The sequence below is a fragment of the Qipengyuania sp. YIM B01966 genome, from assembly GCF_016461955.1.
GTDB lineage: Bacteria > Pseudomonadota > Alphaproteobacteria > Sphingomonadales > Sphingomonadaceae > QFOP01.
Window position 1 is genome coordinate 33367 of sequence record NZ_JADMNM010000010.1, and the last position, 15592, is coordinate 48958.

12 protein-coding genes and 1 tRNA gene are annotated in these 15592 nt (G+C 65.5%); 11 read left to right on the plus strand and 2 right to left on the minus strand.

What is annotated here, in order from left to right:
• Nucleotides 1–78 precede the first annotated feature (78 nt).
• The 6 genes from ILT46_RS10635 to ILT46_RS10660 are packed head-to-tail and all read left to right on the plus strand — an operon-like array spanning nt 79 to nt 11079.
• Nucleotides 79–2049, plus strand: a complete 1971-nt coding sequence (locus ILT46_RS10635) for a TRCF domain-containing protein (RefSeq protein ID WP_199504627.1) — start codon at nt 79–81, stop codon at nt 2047–2049.
• Nucleotides 2046–3218, plus strand: coding sequence for a glycosyltransferase (locus ILT46_RS10640; protein ID WP_233397193.1), 1173 nt, complete (start codon nt 2046–2048; stop codon nt 3216–3218). The genes ILT46_RS10635 and ILT46_RS10640 overlap by 4 nt, the downstream gene beginning before the upstream one ends.
• A complete protein-coding gene (gene glf / locus ILT46_RS10645) occupies nt 3211–5589 on the plus strand; it encodes a UDP-galactopyranose mutase (RefSeq protein ID WP_233397194.1) in 2379 nt (792 codons plus the stop codon). The genes ILT46_RS10640 and glf overlap by 8 nt, the downstream gene beginning before the upstream one ends.
• A complete protein-coding gene (locus ILT46_RS10650; RefSeq protein ID WP_199504628.1) occupies nt 5589–7643 on the plus strand; it encodes a glycosyltransferase in 2055 nt (684 codons plus the stop codon). Before glf ends, ILT46_RS10650 begins: the two co-directional genes overlap by 1 nt.
• A complete protein-coding gene (locus tag ILT46_RS10655) occupies nt 7640–8716 on the plus strand; it encodes a zinc-dependent alcohol dehydrogenase (RefSeq protein WP_199504629.1) in 1077 nt (358 codons plus the stop codon). The genes ILT46_RS10650 and ILT46_RS10655 overlap by 4 nt, the downstream gene beginning before the upstream one ends.
• Nucleotides 8713–11079, plus strand: coding sequence for a glycosyltransferase family 4 protein (locus ILT46_RS10660; RefSeq protein ID WP_199504630.1), 2367 nt, complete (start codon nt 8713–8715; stop codon nt 11077–11079). Before ILT46_RS10655 ends, ILT46_RS10660 begins: the two co-directional genes overlap by 4 nt.
• Nucleotides 11080–11365: 286 nt before the next feature.
• On the opposite strand, the gene ILT46_RS10665 is transcribed toward ILT46_RS10660, so the two are convergent.
• Nucleotides 11366–11452: transfer RNA gene (locus tag ILT46_RS10665), tRNA-Leu, on the minus strand.
• 143 nt (nt 11453–11595) lie between these two features.
• On the opposite strand from ILT46_RS10665, the gene ILT46_RS10670 reads away from it, so the two are divergent.
• Nucleotides 11596–11826, plus strand: coding sequence for a hypothetical protein (locus ILT46_RS10670; RefSeq protein WP_199504631.1), 231 nt, complete (start codon nt 11596–11598; stop codon nt 11824–11826).
• 9 nt (nt 11827–11835) lie between these two features.
• Here the strand turns inward: ILT46_RS10670 and ILT46_RS10675 are convergent, their stop codons facing one another.
• Nucleotides 11836–12582, minus strand: coding sequence for a zinc-ribbon domain-containing protein (locus tag ILT46_RS10675; protein WP_199504632.1), 747 nt, complete (start codon nt 12580–12582; stop codon nt 11836–11838).
• Nucleotides 12583–12733: 151 nt separating this feature from the next.
• Between ILT46_RS10675 and ftsE the strand changes: the two genes are divergently transcribed.
• The 4 genes from ftsE to ILT46_RS10695 are packed head-to-tail and all read left to right on the plus strand — an operon-like array spanning nt 12734 to nt 15577.
• Nucleotides 12734–13465 carry a cell division ATP-binding protein FtsE gene (gene ftsE / locus ILT46_RS10680; RefSeq protein WP_199504633.1) on the plus strand — a complete coding sequence of 244 codons (732 nt, stop codon included), beginning with the start codon at nt 12734–12736 and terminating at the stop codon, nt 13463–13465.
• A complete protein-coding gene (locus tag ILT46_RS10685) occupies nt 13462–14364 on the plus strand; it encodes a cell division protein FtsX (RefSeq protein WP_199504634.1) in 903 nt (300 codons plus the stop codon). The genes ftsE and ILT46_RS10685 overlap by 4 nt, the downstream gene beginning before the upstream one ends.
• Nucleotides 14361–14897: a YdcF family protein gene (locus tag ILT46_RS10690; protein WP_199504635.1), complete on the plus strand. Its 537-nt coding sequence runs from the start codon at nt 14361–14363 to the stop codon at nt 14895–14897. The genes ILT46_RS10685 and ILT46_RS10690 overlap by 4 nt, the downstream gene beginning before the upstream one ends.
• Nucleotides 14894–15577 carry a lysophospholipid acyltransferase family protein gene (locus ILT46_RS10695; protein ID WP_370592422.1) on the plus strand — a complete coding sequence of 228 codons (684 nt, stop codon included), beginning with the start codon at nt 14894–14896 and terminating at the stop codon, nt 15575–15577. Before ILT46_RS10690 ends, ILT46_RS10695 begins: the two co-directional genes overlap by 4 nt.
• Nucleotides 15578–15592: the final 15 nt, after the last annotated feature.

The window sequence follows — 15592 nt, forward strand, 5'->3', positions numbered from 1 at the left end:
CGTTGGTTGCTGTCCGCTGTTTGTTCGATGCGGCCGCAACCGCGGCACGCATCAATGAAAGTCGCCCCTTTGGTTCGCATGGCAGATTGTCTGCTTGGCATGGCCGCCCATGTCGGCAAAGCGCCGCTTGTCGTGCTGCTGTCCGCCGACCATGATGCAGAGCGACTGGCGCTGCTGGCCCGAGGCGCCTTTCCCCATATACCGGTGCTCTGCTGCCCCGCGACAGACGCGCTTCCCGGTGACAGCGCGGGTGCTTCGGCGGTCAATGCCGGGCAGCGGGTGGCCGCGCTGACGGCGATGGGTGCGCCGCATGATGTGCCGCCGATTCTGATTTGCGGGGCCGGGGCGACAATTGCCGCATATCCGCCACCTGAGGCCTTCGTGGCCCAACCACCGCTGGTAAAACTTGGCGACCAGATTGATCTGGCCGATTTGCGCGAACAACTGATCGCCATCGGCTATCGCGCGGACGAGCGGATCGACGAGCCGGGCGAGGTAGGGGATGCGGGCGCCGTGCTCAATGTCTATCCCGTCGATGCGCAGCGTCCGGTGCGGATCGAACTGGAAGATGGCCGCGTCCGCTCGCTGCGCCTTTATGATCCGCTGTCGCAAACCACCCTTGAGGAAATCGAGCGCGCCTCTTTCGGGATCGCCTCCGCACCGCCCGTACCAAAAGACGCGGCGACGCTGCTGGCGCATGCTGCCGGCGCTATGGTGCTGGTCGATCCGGGTTTCGCCAAGGCGCGTGCGCGCCTGCTCGATCTTGCCAAGGAAATCGACCCTGTCGCTGCCGCCCTCCGCATTTCGGCCAAGGTGTGGGATGAAGCGCTGTCCGAACACGCTGCACAGCCGCTGATCGAGGGGGCTGATACCCCGCGCTTTGCTGGCAAGCGCCGACCGATCAAGGCACTCAAAACGTGTCTTGCCGCCGAGCATGACGCCGGGCGCAAAGTGGTGATCGCCGGCAGCGTGCGCGATGTCCGCTTCTTCGCGCGCCGGCTTGGTAAGTTGCTACCAGACGATCTGCCGGTGGCACCGTCGCTTATCGACGCACTGGCCGCCGATGCAGCGCGCGTGCTGGTCGAAGTGCCGATCGACGAGGTAGCCGTGCGCGCGGCCCTGCTGCGCGAAAATGCCCGGGGCGGGCAATCCTTCGTCGTGGTGCCGCGGATCGACGATCTGCCGGCAATCCAGGAGTTGCTCGCCAAACTGGTGCCGGATCTCGAAGTGATCACCGTGCACGGCAAGATGGGCTCGGCCGAAGCCGATGAGGCGCTGATCGGGTTTGCCGGGAGGCGCGAGCATATTCTGCTGGCGAGGAGCATCACCGAAACCGGCCTCGACGTGCCGCGGGCAAACACCATGGTCATCGCCGGCTGCGACCGCTTTGGCGTCGGTCAATTGCATCAGTTGCGCGGCCGGGTCGGGCGGTCGGCACGGCGCGGGCACGTATTGATGATGAGTGCCCCGGGTACAGCGCTGACCGAGAAGACAAGGGCGCGTCTCAACCAGCTTGTCACGCATTCCGCTCTGGGGGCAGGGTTCGCGGTGGCGGCCAACGATCTCGACATGCGCGGCGCCGGCGATCTGACCGGCGACGATCAGTCGGGCCACCTGAAGCTGATCGGGCTGGAACTGTACCAGACGCTGCTTACCCATGCGTTGCGCCAATTGGCGGGTGGGGAGCCCGCGCCGCCGCTGCCGAAAATCTCCACCGGTGAGGACGCGCTGCTTCCGGACGACTGGATCGTCGACAGCGAAGCGCGGATCGCGGCGTATGTCAGTCTTGCCCGAATTGACGACACTGCCGAACTCGACCGGTTCGCTGACGAACTGGAAGATCGCTATGGCGCGCTGCCAGCCCCGGCGCTGACCCTGCTGGCGACCCAGCGCCTCGCCCTGTCGGCGCGCGATGCCGGCATCGCCCTCCAACCTGGCGCCGGCCAGCGGGTGAGCGATGAGCGTATCATTGCTGATCGCCGGCCCGACACCCGGCCGATCGAGGATGCTGCCAATGCCCTCGACGCGCTGATCGGGGACGCGGCATGAGGCGCGGAGCTGCCCACCCAGGGCGAATCATCGTCATCTCGGACCGGATCGAACACCTCGCCGATATTCCCGACGGCTGGTCAGGCGACGAACCCACCGTTGATGATTGTAGCGCGGCGGTCGTCGTCGAAGGGGGATATCTCGAACGGCTGCCGCTATCGCTGATTGCTGCCGGCCGGTTCGCCGAAGTGGAAGTCTGGCATCATGGCAACGGCCTTGATCGGCCGATCGCGCGCCGCTGTTCGCCGCATCTCGTCCGACGGGTTTTTCCATTGGGCGAGCATACCGCGCCGTTCGACAATCGCGCCATGGCGGAACACTTGGCGCGGCACGGCGCGCCTGCCCTGCTGCTCATCTATGGCTTGGGCGTTTCGCCAGCTGTTCTCGACGCGGCCGACCGGTCGATCATCGTTTACAATTCGATCGATGCGCCAGCGCTGCGCGTGCCGGAGGAGGTTTCGGCACGGTGCGACATCGTGCTGACTGGGGCCCAATGGCAATCGGACGAGGTCAACCGGCGGCATCCCGAGATGCCCACACCGATCCTGCCGGTCGGCCCCGAATTTGCCGGGACGGATCAATTCCGCCCGCTATCCGGCGAAAAGGATTACGACCTGATCTATGCCGCGGCCGCCCAGCCCTACAAACGCCATGATATCCTGTTCGACACCATTGAGCGGCTGGATGGCGCGGTGTCGGCGCTATGCGTGTTCGGTTACGGCGAGTTGGCCGAGGCGTTCCGCGACGAGATCGCCGCGCGTCAGCTCCCGATTGATTGCGTAATGCCGCCTGTGGTTCCCTTCGCCGAGGTCAATCGGCTGATGAACCGCGCGCGGATCGGGATTGTCGCGGGGGTCGATGATGGCGCTCCGGCGATCATCACCGAATACATGCTGGCCGGTCTGCCCGTGCTGGCCAACGCCCAGCTGACCTGTGGGCTGCAATACCTCCTACCGGGGACCGGGGAGGTCGCCGACCCGGCGCAATGGCCTGCCGCCGTTACCAGGATGCTGCAGCAGCTGGATCACTACCGCCCGCGGGAAATTGCCCTGTCCCGCTGGAGCTGGCCAGTGTCGGCCGCGCGCTTCCTGTCAATCTACGATGATGCCGTTGCCGCCCGTCATGCGCTCGGCCGTGCCCCAATTACCCTAGAGGATTGTGATGCTTAAAGACCACCAACTGCGCCCTGTCGACGACCTTACGGGCGACCGTGCACCTGCAGCGCGGGATGCCCCGCACGTCCCCGAGGCGATCCCGCAGGAAGTTCCGCTCGTGGCTTTTTCGCATCTTCGGTGGGACTTCGTGCGCCAGCGGCCGCAGCATTTGCTGAGCCGCTTCGCCAGCGAGCGGGCCGTGTGGTTCTGGGAGGAGCCGATCCCGTGCGATCACCACCTGCCCTACCTCGAATATCATCACTTCGCAGAGGACAAGATTACCGCCCTGCGCCCCCGTGTGCCGCATTCCTGGACCGAGCCGGCACGTGCGAATGCCCTGGCCGAGCTGTATCGGCTCTTCCAGCAACAGACCTTGCAGCGCACCCCAATTGCCTGGTTCTATACTGCGGCGATGCTTCCTGTGCTGGCCAACGGTGGGGCGGAACTGACAGTTTACGATTGCATGGACGAACTTTCTGCGTTTGCCCATGCGGATGCTGAGTTGATCGCCCAGGAAGCGGCTCTGCTGGCGCGCGCAGACATCGTCTTCACCGGCGGCAAAAGCCTTTACGAGGCGAAGCGAAACCGAAATCCAAACGTTCATGCCTTTCCCTCCGCGGTCGACCGCGCCCATTTTGCGGCTGCGCGCACGATCACGGCGCGCGATCCCGCACAGCGGACCGCCGGGTACTTCGGGGTCATCGACGAGCGGCTCGATCTGGAACTGATTGCGGCCATGGCCGATGCTCTGCCCGAATGGCGGATCGAAATGGTCGGGCCGGTGGTCAAGATCGATCCTGCATCATTGCCGCAACGCCCCAATATCAGCTGGATCGGTCCGCGCGGGTATGCTGATCTGCCCGCCATGCTGGCGCGTTGGAACGTCGCGCTGATGCCGTTTGCGCTCAACGAAGCGACCAGATTCATCAGCCCGACCAAGACGCCGGAATATCTCGCAGGAGGCCGCCCGGTGGTCTCGACCCCGATCGCCGACGTCATCGCAGATTGGGGCAGTGCAGAGGGCGTCGCTATCGCCGCCGACGCAGAGGAGTTTGCCCAGGCTGTCCGCCGTTTCGGCGCACTGCCGGCGCAGGGTGCGTGGCTGACCGATATCGACCAGCGCCTGAACCGCATCAGCTGGGACCAAACCCAAGGAAAGATGAGCACGCTGATGGCGCAATGCTATCGCAAACGACATGCACAGCGCGGAGCGGGCGGCGCTGCGCCGGCGATCCTGCGTGGGTCAAAACCTTATGACACGCTCATCGTAGGCGCTGGCTTTGCGGGGTCGGTGATGGCCGAACGGTTGGCGCGCGATGCCGGACAACAGGTGCTGGTCGTTGACCGGCGACCGCATGTCGGCGGCAACGCGTATGACGAAACCGATGCGGCCGGGGTGCTGATCCACCGTTACGGCCCGCACATCTTCCATACCAACAGCCGCGAAGTCTTCGACTATCTGTCGCAATTCACCAGCTGGCGGCCCTATGAACACCGGGTGCTCGCCAAGGTCGGCGACCAGCTGGTGCCGATGCCGATAAACCGCACCACGCTGGAAAAGCTCTACGGCGTCGCGCTGACCGATGATGCTGCGGCCGAACAATTTCTGGCCGCGCGGGCTGAACCGCGTGAACCGATTGTCACTTCGGAAGATGTCGTGGTTTCGGTGGTTGGTCAGGAGCTTTATGAAAAATTCTTCCGCGGTTACACGCGCAAGCAATGGGGGCTCGACCCCTCGCAGCTTGATCGGACGGTCACCAGCCGCGTGCCGACGCGGACCGATCGGGACGACCGCTATTTCCAGGATAGTTTTCAAGCGATGCCGGCCGATGGATACACGGCGATGTTCAAGCGCATGCTCGATCACCCCTCGATCGAGTTGCGGCTGGGCACGGAATTTGCCGCACTTGATCCCTCGACGCTGGCTGATCACACGGTCTTCACCGGGCCGATCGATGAATATTTCAATTACCGATTCGGCAAGCTGCCTTATCGCAGCCTGCGGTTTCATCATGAAACGCACGACACGCCGTCATATCAACCGGTGGCGGTGGTCAATTACCCGGACGAGGCTACTCCCTACACAAGGATCACCGAATACAAGAAGCTGACCGGGCAGGACCATCCGCAAAGCTCAATCAGCTATGAATACCCGACCGCCGAGGGTGACCCCTACTATCCCATTCCGCGCCCCGAAAATCAGGACCTTTTCAAGCGTTACGAGCAGCTCGCACGGGAACTGCGGGAGGTGACGTTCGTCGGGCGGCTGGCGAATTACCGGTATTACAATATGGATCAGGTCGTCGGACAGGCATTGGCCACCTATCGGCGCATGGGCCTCAGCCCCGCCGAAGCGGGGATGCGGCAGGCCCGGGTGGCCGACTGATGCGCATCTGTCTGGCAACGGAAAGCCCGGCACCATCCGGGATGGGCGTCCATATGCTGGCGCTCGCCGAAGCGTTGCCCGACCACGATTGCGTAATCCTCGCGCCGTCACATACCGACCTGTTTTGCAATGCGCGCGGCCGCTTCGCGGTCAAGGATCTGCCAAGCGATGCCGATGCGCTTGCCCTCTATCTTCGGCAGGGCGGGTTCGATGTTGTGCACCTTCACGCCGGCATCGGCTGGGAAGGGCATACGATCACCCGCGCGGCAGCTGCGGCCGGAGTCCCGCTCATCCGCACCGAGCATCTTCCCCAGCTGTTGACCGATGCCGACGAGCAGTCGGATTATGCAGCTGCCCACCAGTCAGTCGCGGCGACAATTGCGGTAAGCGATGCGGTGGCACAATCCTATGCCGCGAGCGGCCTGACCTCGCAGCCGCTGGCGGTCATACGTAACGGGATTGTCCCGCCCCACTGTGTCGCCCCCGGTGCTGCGCGTTTCGAGCGGACTGCCTCCCGACCGATGCTGCTCAATGTCGGGCGCCTGGCTGCGCAAAAGAACCAGCCCTTGCTGATCGATGCGGTGATGCAACTGGCGGCAGAAGGCCGCGGTGTCGATCTGGTGCTGGTCGGCGACGGGCCGGACCGCGCGCGGATCATCGCGCACATCCAGCGAACGCGCGCCGAGGGGCATGTCCGACTTATGGGGCAGCGCGCCGATGTTGCTGCGTTGATGCAGCAGGCCGATCTTTACGTCCATGCGTCCGATTTCGAAGGTCTGCCGCTTGTTCTGCTCGAGGCAATGGCGGCTGGACTGCCGATTGTCGCGCGTTCCGCCCCCGGGGTCGACGAAGCGTTAGACCAAAACACCGCCGCGCTGGTCGCCGGCGACGATGCGGCGTCCCTCGCCCGGGCAATCCGCGCCGCACTCGACGATCCTGCCCGATGCCGGGCGCGGGCGACGCGCGCGCGGGACCGCCAGCAGCGCCAATTCGCTGCCGAGCGCATGGCGGCAGAAACCGCCCAGCTTTATTCGCTTCACGCCAGAAAGGGGCCCTCTGTGGACCAGCTTCGTATCGGTTTCATCGGCGCAGGCGGCATCGCCTGCCGCCACCGCGATGTCTTGAAGACCATGGAGGATGTGCGCATCGCAGCCGCTTGCGACACCGACACCGAGCGCGCCCACGACTTTGCGGCACAGGTGGGCGCCAAGGTGTACGCCGACTGGCAGACGATGCTTTCATCAGGCGAGGTGGATGCGGTGTTCATCTGCGTGCCCCCCTTCGCCCATGGACCGATCGAGGATGCCGTGATCGCCGCAAGTCTGCCATTCTTCGTCGAAAAGCCGGTGGCGTTGTCGCTCGGCGAAGCGGAGCGGATCGCGGCCGCCGCCGATGCCCACGGACTGGTCACCGCGGTCGGTTATCACTGGCGCTGGCTCGATACGCTCGACGATGTGCGCCATGCCATGGGTGAGCGCCGGCCGCGGCTGGTATCCGGCTATTGGCTCGATTCGACTCCGCCGGTCGCATGGTGGTGGCGCCAGGAGCAATCGGGCGGACAGATGCTCGAGCAGGCAACGCATATCGTCGATCTGGCCCGCTATCTATGCGGCGATGTTGTGAGCGCGTACGGGCTTGCCGAGCACAGTGCCCGTGCATCGCATCCAGAGCTTGATGTCGCCACGGCATCGATCGCCACGCTCGCTTTTGCCGATGGTGCGATTGGCAATTTTGCCGCGACCTGCCTGCTCGGGTGGAACCATCGGGTGGGGCTCCATCTGTTTGGCGACGGGTTCGCGATTGAACTGACCGACCACAATGTGATGATCGATGTCGGGGCAGGACGGCCCGTTACGGGCAATCGCTCCGACCCCGTGTGGCATCAGGACCGCGCCTTTGTCGATGCGGCGCGCGGGGGCGAAAACCGCATTCGCTGCACCTATCGCGACGCGGTCGAGACGCTGCGGGTGATGGATGCCATCGGGCAATCGGTCGCCTCGGGACAGGCGGTCAAGATTTCTGCCCCAGAGCGCGCATTGGAGCAGGCCGCATGAGCGTGCGCCATATCCGCAGCCTCGGTTTCGAAGCGCCGGGCGTGCCCTATTTCGCGGGTTATGACGAACATCCGCCGCACCCTTGGGAATTGCGCCTCGCGACGACCTATTCCGGGTTCTCGGCGGGCACCGAACTCACTTTCATGAAGGGCACCAACCCTTACCTCCATTCGCGCTGGGACGAGGGGCGGCGCATCTTCGTGCAGGGCGAGGCCGGCATGCATTATCCCGTACCCTTTGTCGGCTACATGGAAGTCGGCACGGTGATAGAAGGGGAAACCCGCGGTGCGGGGCCCGGAACAACCATTGCCGGCGCCTGGGGGCACAAAAGCGGCCATGTCATCGCGCCTGATCGCGACCGGTTCTTTGTCCTGCCCGATACGATCGATCCAATGCTTGGCATCTATGTCGGGCAGATGGGGCCTATCGCGGCCAACGGATTGCTCTATGCCGATCACGAGCTGTCCGGCGCGGGCAGCACGCGGCTCGGCAGTTCGCTGGCGGGGCGGCCGGTGCTGGTGTTCGGCGCCGGTATCGTCGGCTTTTTCACTGCGCTGTTTGCCCAGCGCGCCGGCGCGAGCGAGGTGGTTATTGCCGACCCGTCGCCCTTCCGGCGGTTACGGGCGGAAACGCTCGGTATGCTGGCCATGGAGGAACACGAGGCGGTCGATTATGCCAAGGCTCGCTGGCGCGGGGCGGATCTGGTGTTCCAGACCCGCGCGAGCGGTGAAAGCCTCCACAAAGCGATGAAGGCGCTGCGTCCGCATGGCTGCGTTATCGATCTTGCTTTCTACCAGGCGGGCGCAGATCCCGTCCGCCTTGGCGAGGAATTCCACCATAATTGGCTCTCGATCCGCTGCGCGCAGATCGGCCGCGTGCCCCCGGGGATGGAGCGCCTGTGGGATCACGAGCGTCTGGGGCGGGAAACAATCGACCTGCTGGCCGAACGCGGACCGGCTATCGGCAACCAGTTGGTGACCCATGTCGTCCCGTTCGACGAAGCGCCTGATTTTCTCCGCCACCTCGTCGCCGAGCGGCCCGACTTCATCCAGATCGTCTTCGATTACACATGACAGGGCGTGTCTCGTTCGTCCGCGGCGAGCCGCCGCCGGCGCCGATCCGCGTCCTGTTCGTATTCGCCTGGTTGGTGGTGGGCGGCGAAGAGACCGAAGTCCGTCTGTTGGCAGAAGGGCTCGATCCGGCGCGCTTTGTGATCGATGTGGTCGCCTGCTTTCGCAAGCCCGGCATGCCCGAGCAGACGCACGACCAATTGCGGGCAGCCGGCGTCAACGTAGATACTACGCCCTATCACCTCGATTTCGAAGGAACGGTCACCTACCTCGCCTCGAAACTGCCGGCGTACGATGTGGTCGTCTCATGCCAGAACGTGGCTGACATCTACCCGGCGCTAGAACGGTTGCACTACCGCCCGCCGCTGATCGAACATGGCGGGCTGGTGTCAGAAGCATTGGCTGGCCCTAAACATTTCACCAACCGCTATGTCGGGGTGTGCGAAACGATCCGCGAGGCCGCTTCCAGCAAGATGCCCGGGCGCGAGCACCATGCGCTCAAGATACCGTCAATGGTCGATATGCGTGCCTTCGATCCGGCGCACCGTATACCGACCCGTGCAGCGCTGGGTATCGCCTCAGACGGTGTGCTCGTCGGTTGGGTCGGCCGGCTCGATGCCAAGAAACGGGTCGAGGATTTCATCGACGCCGCCGCGCTGGTCGCCCGCACCGATCCCCGCACGCATTTCGTGATCATAGGCGGCCCCGATGCGTTCATGCCCGAATATGCCGATGCATTGTACGCTCGGGCGCGCGAGGCAGGCCTCGATGGTCGGCTTCAGTTCCTCGGCGACCGGCAGGACATCCCGCAGCTACTCGCTGCCCTCGACATCTTCGTCTGGCTGTCGCGCGGCGAAGGGATGCCGCACGTCATCGCCGAAGCGGGCGCCGCCGCACTGCCGGTGATTGCCACGCCCGACAATGGCGCGCTCGAACAGATTGCCGACCAGGTGTCGGGCCTGTTCGTCCCGCACGAGGATCCGCCCCGGGTGGCGGCGGCGATAACCCGGTTGGCGCGCGATGAAGCCCTGCGCCAAAGGCTGGGCCGCGCCTTGCATGCAAAAGTGGCCAGCGTTTACGCCACCGAGGCCGTCCTGCCGCAATGGTCGGCCCTGCTGGCCGAAGTTGCCGCCGAACGCGAGCTGACCCAGGCGCCACCCTTGTTTGGTTCGCCGATCCTGGGCGGCTTCGAATGTTCCTCCCACCGGCGGGCGCATGATCGGCAGCGGCGCGACATGATTGCGCTGAGCGCGCATGACACAAACGCTGTCGCGCATTATCGGGCTGTTTCACGGCTGGGGATCACCACCGTTCGCGACGGGCTGCGCTGGCACCTTATCGAACAGACGCCCGGGCACTACGATTGGAGCAGCATCGCCCAACAATTGGCTGCCGCGCGCGCGACCGGGACCACGGTCATCTGGGATCTGATGCATTATGGTTATCCTGAGGATCTCGATCCTCTGGGCACCGACTTCGTCAACCGGTTCACCGATTTTGCCGTGGCAGCTGCAGATCGGATCGCACGCGACAGCGACGGGCCGATGCTGCTGTGCCCGATCAACGAAATCAGTTTTTTCGCGTGGGCGGGCGGTGACGTCGCCTACCTCAATCCCTTCGCCCGTGAGCGGGGCCACGAATTCAAGGTGCAATTGGCGCGGGCGACGATCGAGGCGACCCGGGCAATTCGAGCGGCACATCCGGCGACCCGCTTCTTCACTTGCGAGCCGATGATCCACATCATGGCACATGCAGACCAGCCCCATGCCATTCCGCGCGCCGAGGAGCATCGGCTGGCACAATTCCAGGCGTTCGACATGCTGACCGGCGAGCAGTGGCCGCAGCTTGACGGGTCGCCTGATCTGCTCGACGTTGTCGGGGTCAATTTCTATCACAATAATCAATGGGTCCATGGCGAGCAGCCGATGGCGTGGACCGATCCGCGGCGCCGGCGGCTGCGCGACCTCCTCGCCGAAGTCTATGCCCGCTATGGCCGACCATTGATGATCTCCGAGACGGGGATCGAAGGCGACGAGCGCAGCGCCTGGATCAATTATATCGGCGAGGAGGTCGCGGCCGCCATCGCGCGCGGGATCCCGGTGGAGGGGATTTGTCTCTATCCGGTGCTTGGCCATGTGGGATGGGATGACGAGCGCTATTGCCCCAATGGCCCGATTGATGTCGATCGACAGGGCAATCTAGCCATCCATGCGCCGTCGGCCGAGGCGATTGCCAAAGCCCTCGGCCTGATCAAGAACGCGCGCGCCGAATTGCTCGACGCCGGGGTGGGGGATCGAACGTCTCACGAAAAATCGAGCACGCGCGCGAATGCGACAACCTGGTCGGCAAATCACGCCAGCCACTAGTCACGCGTGCCGGTGGCGGACGTCTGGCGAAAAGGGCGATCTACTCATTCTGCTTGCCTGCCTCCCGTTCGGCGAATTACTCATCATCACTGCACGGGTCACCGACCGGCGGCGCTTATGACCGGGCTCCCGCCGGCGGCGGCGGCACGGGTCAAGCGTTTCGGCGGAAGCTACCTTATCCGCGCCGCCGAGTATGCAGAGGTCAGACACCTGTGCAAGGGTTGGGTGCACTGCCAGTATTATCTGTGAATAGGTTTTTCCCAACAAGCTGAGCAAGAGCCAGTAATGGTGCGGTCGAGAAGACTCGAACTTCCACGGGCTTTCGCCCACAACGACCTCAACGTTGCGCGTCTACCAGTTCCGCCACGACCGCACAGTCATCAGGTCGGCCAGGGCGGACCTGCGGGGTAGGCGCGCGCCTCTAGCAAAGGGGCTGGCGCCGGGCAAGGGGAACATTGGCCCGGTCGGGGACAGGTGTTTTCCCGCATTTACCAGATGGTTCACCGCGCGCTAACCATGCGCATGACCCCTGCCGCCGTATTCCTGCTGCTTGCCGTCAGTGGTTCCGCACCGTTGGTGCCTGATGCCACGGTGCGCCCGGCTGCACGGGCGGAGGCGCGCGCCAGCGTTCGCGTGCTGCCAACGCGCCGAGTGCGCGAGATCGTCATGCGTGCTGACACGCAGCCCGGCCCCGAGGTCACCGTGCGCCGCGATGCGGCCGGCACGGTGTGGGCCGAGTTCAGCTGAGGACGCGCGTCAGTCGGGTTTCCAGCCGAATTCCGCGACCCGCGCCGAGCGCGGAACATCGGTCACCGCCTCGTTGATCGCCACCGTCTCCCCCGGGGCGAGCGTCGCCTGCGGGGGCGCAACCTCCCAGGTATAGACGATCCGTTCCTGGCCATCGCGCAGGACGATCAGGATCGGCGGGATCGAGCGGGTTTCGCGCCCGGTATTTGTGATCGTCCCGCTCGCACCGAAAAACTCCACCCCGCTTGGCAGGGTGCGGCGATCCTGCTGGTCGCCGGGAAATTCGAGCAGCAAATCGGGTTGCTGCGCGCCGAAAGTAGGACGCGCGACCGGCACCCAGTCGGGCAAGCCGAACCAACTGGTGGCGGCGATCGTGCCGATGGCGACCAACGCGAACAGGGATGCTGCCAGCGTCCACATCCGGGCCGGGTTGCGGCGAGCGCGGAAGAGTGGCGCGTGATCGAAGGGCGAGGTGTCCGGCTCGTCGACCGGACTTGGCGGGGGCATCGCGGCCGCCGCCGGTCGTTCGAACGCAGGCATCGGCGCAGGCGCTGGCACGGGCCCCGCAGCCGTCTCAACGGCGGGCGGCGGAGCAACGGCGAGCGGCGGCGCCTGCTCAACGGCCGCCGGCTGCTCGGGCCCATCCTGGAACCACGAGTGCCGGCATTTCGCGCAGCGCACCGTCCGGCCCTGCGCGCCCACGGCGCTGTCGGGCACGACATAGCGTGTCGAACAGGCGGGGCAGGCGATGATCATGTCCTTGCTTTACGCAAACCCCCCTGCCCGACAAGGCTCGCGGTCGGTGACATGGCCCGGCAACGCCTTTTTTCCACATCGCAGCGCGGCTATAGGACGCGCCGATCATGCGCCTTACACCCCGATCCCGCTTAGCCTTGGCGCGCCATCGATGACCGGCGCGAGCGACATCGTGACGTTCGATAATGTTGGGCTGCGTTACGGCAGCGAGCGCGAGGTGCTGAGCAACGTTTCCTTCACGCTTTATCCGGGCAGCTTTTACTTCCTCACCGGGGCAAGCGGGGCGGGCAAGACGTCGCTGCTGCGGCTGCTCTATCTGGCGCAGCGGCCGTCGCGCGGGGCGATCCGCATGTTCGGCGAGGATATCATTACCATGCCGCGCGCGCGCCTGCCGGGGTTCCGCCGGCGGCTGGGCGTGGTGTTTCAGGATTTCCGCCTGATCCCGCACCTGTCGGCCTACGATAATGTTGCGCTGCCACTGCGCATCTCGGGCGTTGCCGAAAGTGAGATCTCCAAGCCGGTCGCCGATATGCTCGAGTGGGTGGGCCTGACCCACCGTGCCGAAGCGCGTCCGGCGAGCCTGTCAGGCGGCGAACAGCAGCGCGTGGCGATCGCGCGGGCAGTGATCGGCCGGCCCGAATTGCTGGTCGCGGACGAGCCCACCGGCAATGTCGATCCCGACATGGCCCTGAAGCTTCTGCGGCTCTTCGAGGCGCTCAACCGGCTGGGCACCACCATCGTCGTGGCGACACACGACGTCCATCTGCTGCGCAAGGTGCCAGATTCGCTGATCATGCGGCTCGACCGGGGCACTTTGTCCGACCCGACCGGGGCGCTGCGGTACCCCCCGCGCCCTGCGCCGAGCGAAGAAGCCGGCGCATGAGAAGCTGGCGCACCCATCTGCCCGGCCCGCGCGCCGATGCGCTCCTGCCGCAGGCGCGGCTGGCGGGGCCGATGCCGTGGGTGATCGCGATCATGGTCACGCTGACGGTGATCGCGGTCGCCGGCGGGTTGGCGTTGAGCAATATAGTTCAGCAGGCGCGCAGCGACCTTGCCGGCGGGCTCACTGTCCAGATCGTCAATGCGGACCCGGTGGGCCGCGCGCGCGACGCGGAGAGCGCCCGCCGAGCGCTGGTGACCGACCCTGCCGTGCGCTCGGTCCGCGCGATCCCGCAGGCCGAGATCGAGGCGCTGCTCGAACCGTGGCTGGGCGATCATGTCGGGGAACAGGGCGTGCCGGTGCCGGCGATGATCGACGTCCGGCTGAACAGGGATGCCTCGCCCGAACAGCTTGCCCATCTGCGCGCCAGCCTCGCGCCGATCGCCCCGAGTGCGCGGATTGACGCGCAGTCGAGCTGGCTGCGGCCGGTCTTCTCGGCCATCGTCTCGCTGCGGCTGGCGGCCTTGCTGCTGGTCATTCTGCTGGCCGCATCGGGCGCGGCGGCGGTGGTGCTCGCCGTGCGCAGCGCGCTCGGCGCCAATCGCGACACGATCGAAATCGTTCACCTGCTGGGCGGTAACGATCGCCAGATCGCCCGCCTGTTCCAGCGTTCGGTGGGCGTCGACGCGCTGTTGGGGGGCCTGGCCGGGCTCGCTCTGGGTAGCGGCGCGGTCCTGCTGCTGGGCCGGCGGTTCGGCGAGCTGCAATCCGGGCTGGTCAGTGGCGGCGGCCTCTCCCTGTCCGACTGGATCGTGATCGCCAGCGTGCCGCTGATCGGGCTCGCGCTGGCGCTGGTGACCGCGCGGGTTACCGTGCTGCGCGGTCTGGGGCGGGTGCTGTGATACGCCGCTTCGCCGCCGCGATCGCGCTGGTCTGGGCGCTCGGGTTCCTGTGGTTCGTGACCGCGCTTCCGCAGCCTGCAGCCGCGGTGAAGACCGATGCGGTGATCGTCCCGACCGGCGGCAGCGGCAGAATCGCGCGCGGGCTCGACGTGCTTGACGCCGGGCAAGCGCGCATGATGCTGGTCTCGGGCGTTGATCGCGAAGTCAGGCCCGAAGAATTTGCCGCGGAGTTCAACGTGCCGCCGGCAACGATGGAATGCTGCGTCACGCTCGGCTTCGCGGCGGTCGATACGCGCAGCAACGCCGCCGAAACCGCCGACTGGGTGCGCGAACAGGGCCTGCGCAGTCTGCGGCTGGTGACGACCGACTGGCATATGCGCCGCGCCCGGGCCGAGCTGGAGCGCACTCTCCCGGCCCATGTGTCGATCGTCGAGGATGCGGTCAGGTCCGAACCGTCGCTGAGGACCTTGTTTCTTGAGTATCACAAGCTGATCGCCAGCCGGCTGGCGGCGGTGGCGGGCGATGTGCTGTGATCGCGCTGCGCAATTTGGCTTTCTATGTCGCTTTCTACAGCGGATCGGCGGTGCTGGTGCCGTTTGCCGGACTGATGGGCACGATCCACGCCCCATGGGCGCGCGGGCCAATCCAGGCGTGGTCGAACTGGCATCGCTGGTGCGTGACACGCCTGCTCGGCATCGCGGTCCGCACCGAGGGGGTTAACCCGGGAATCCCGGCGCTCTATGCGATCAAGCACGAAAGCTTTTTCGAGGCGATAGACGCGCCAGTTCTGCTCGACCGCCCGGTTCCCTTCGCCAAGGCCGAACTGTTCCGAATTCCCGGCTGGGCAGCAGCATCGAGTGCCTGGGGCGCGGTTGCGGTCGAACGCGAACAGGGCGCTAAGATGCTGCGCCAGATGGTCGGGCAGGCACGCAGCTATGCCGCTGAAGGCCGACAATTGGTGATCTTCCCGGAAGGCACCCGAGTGCCCCACGGGGGCCCCGCGCCGCTGCAGGCAGGCTTTGCCGGACTCTACAAGATGCTCGGTCTGCCGGTGGTGCCAGTAGCGGTCGATAGCGGCCCGCTCTATCACCGGCGGTGGAAGCGCCCCGGGACGATCACGTATCGGTTCGGCGAGATTATCGCACCGGGCCTGCCGCGCGAAGAAATGGAGCGCAGGGTCGGCGAGGCGCTCAACGCGCTCAATCCGGGCTGACCGTCACTTCTGCTA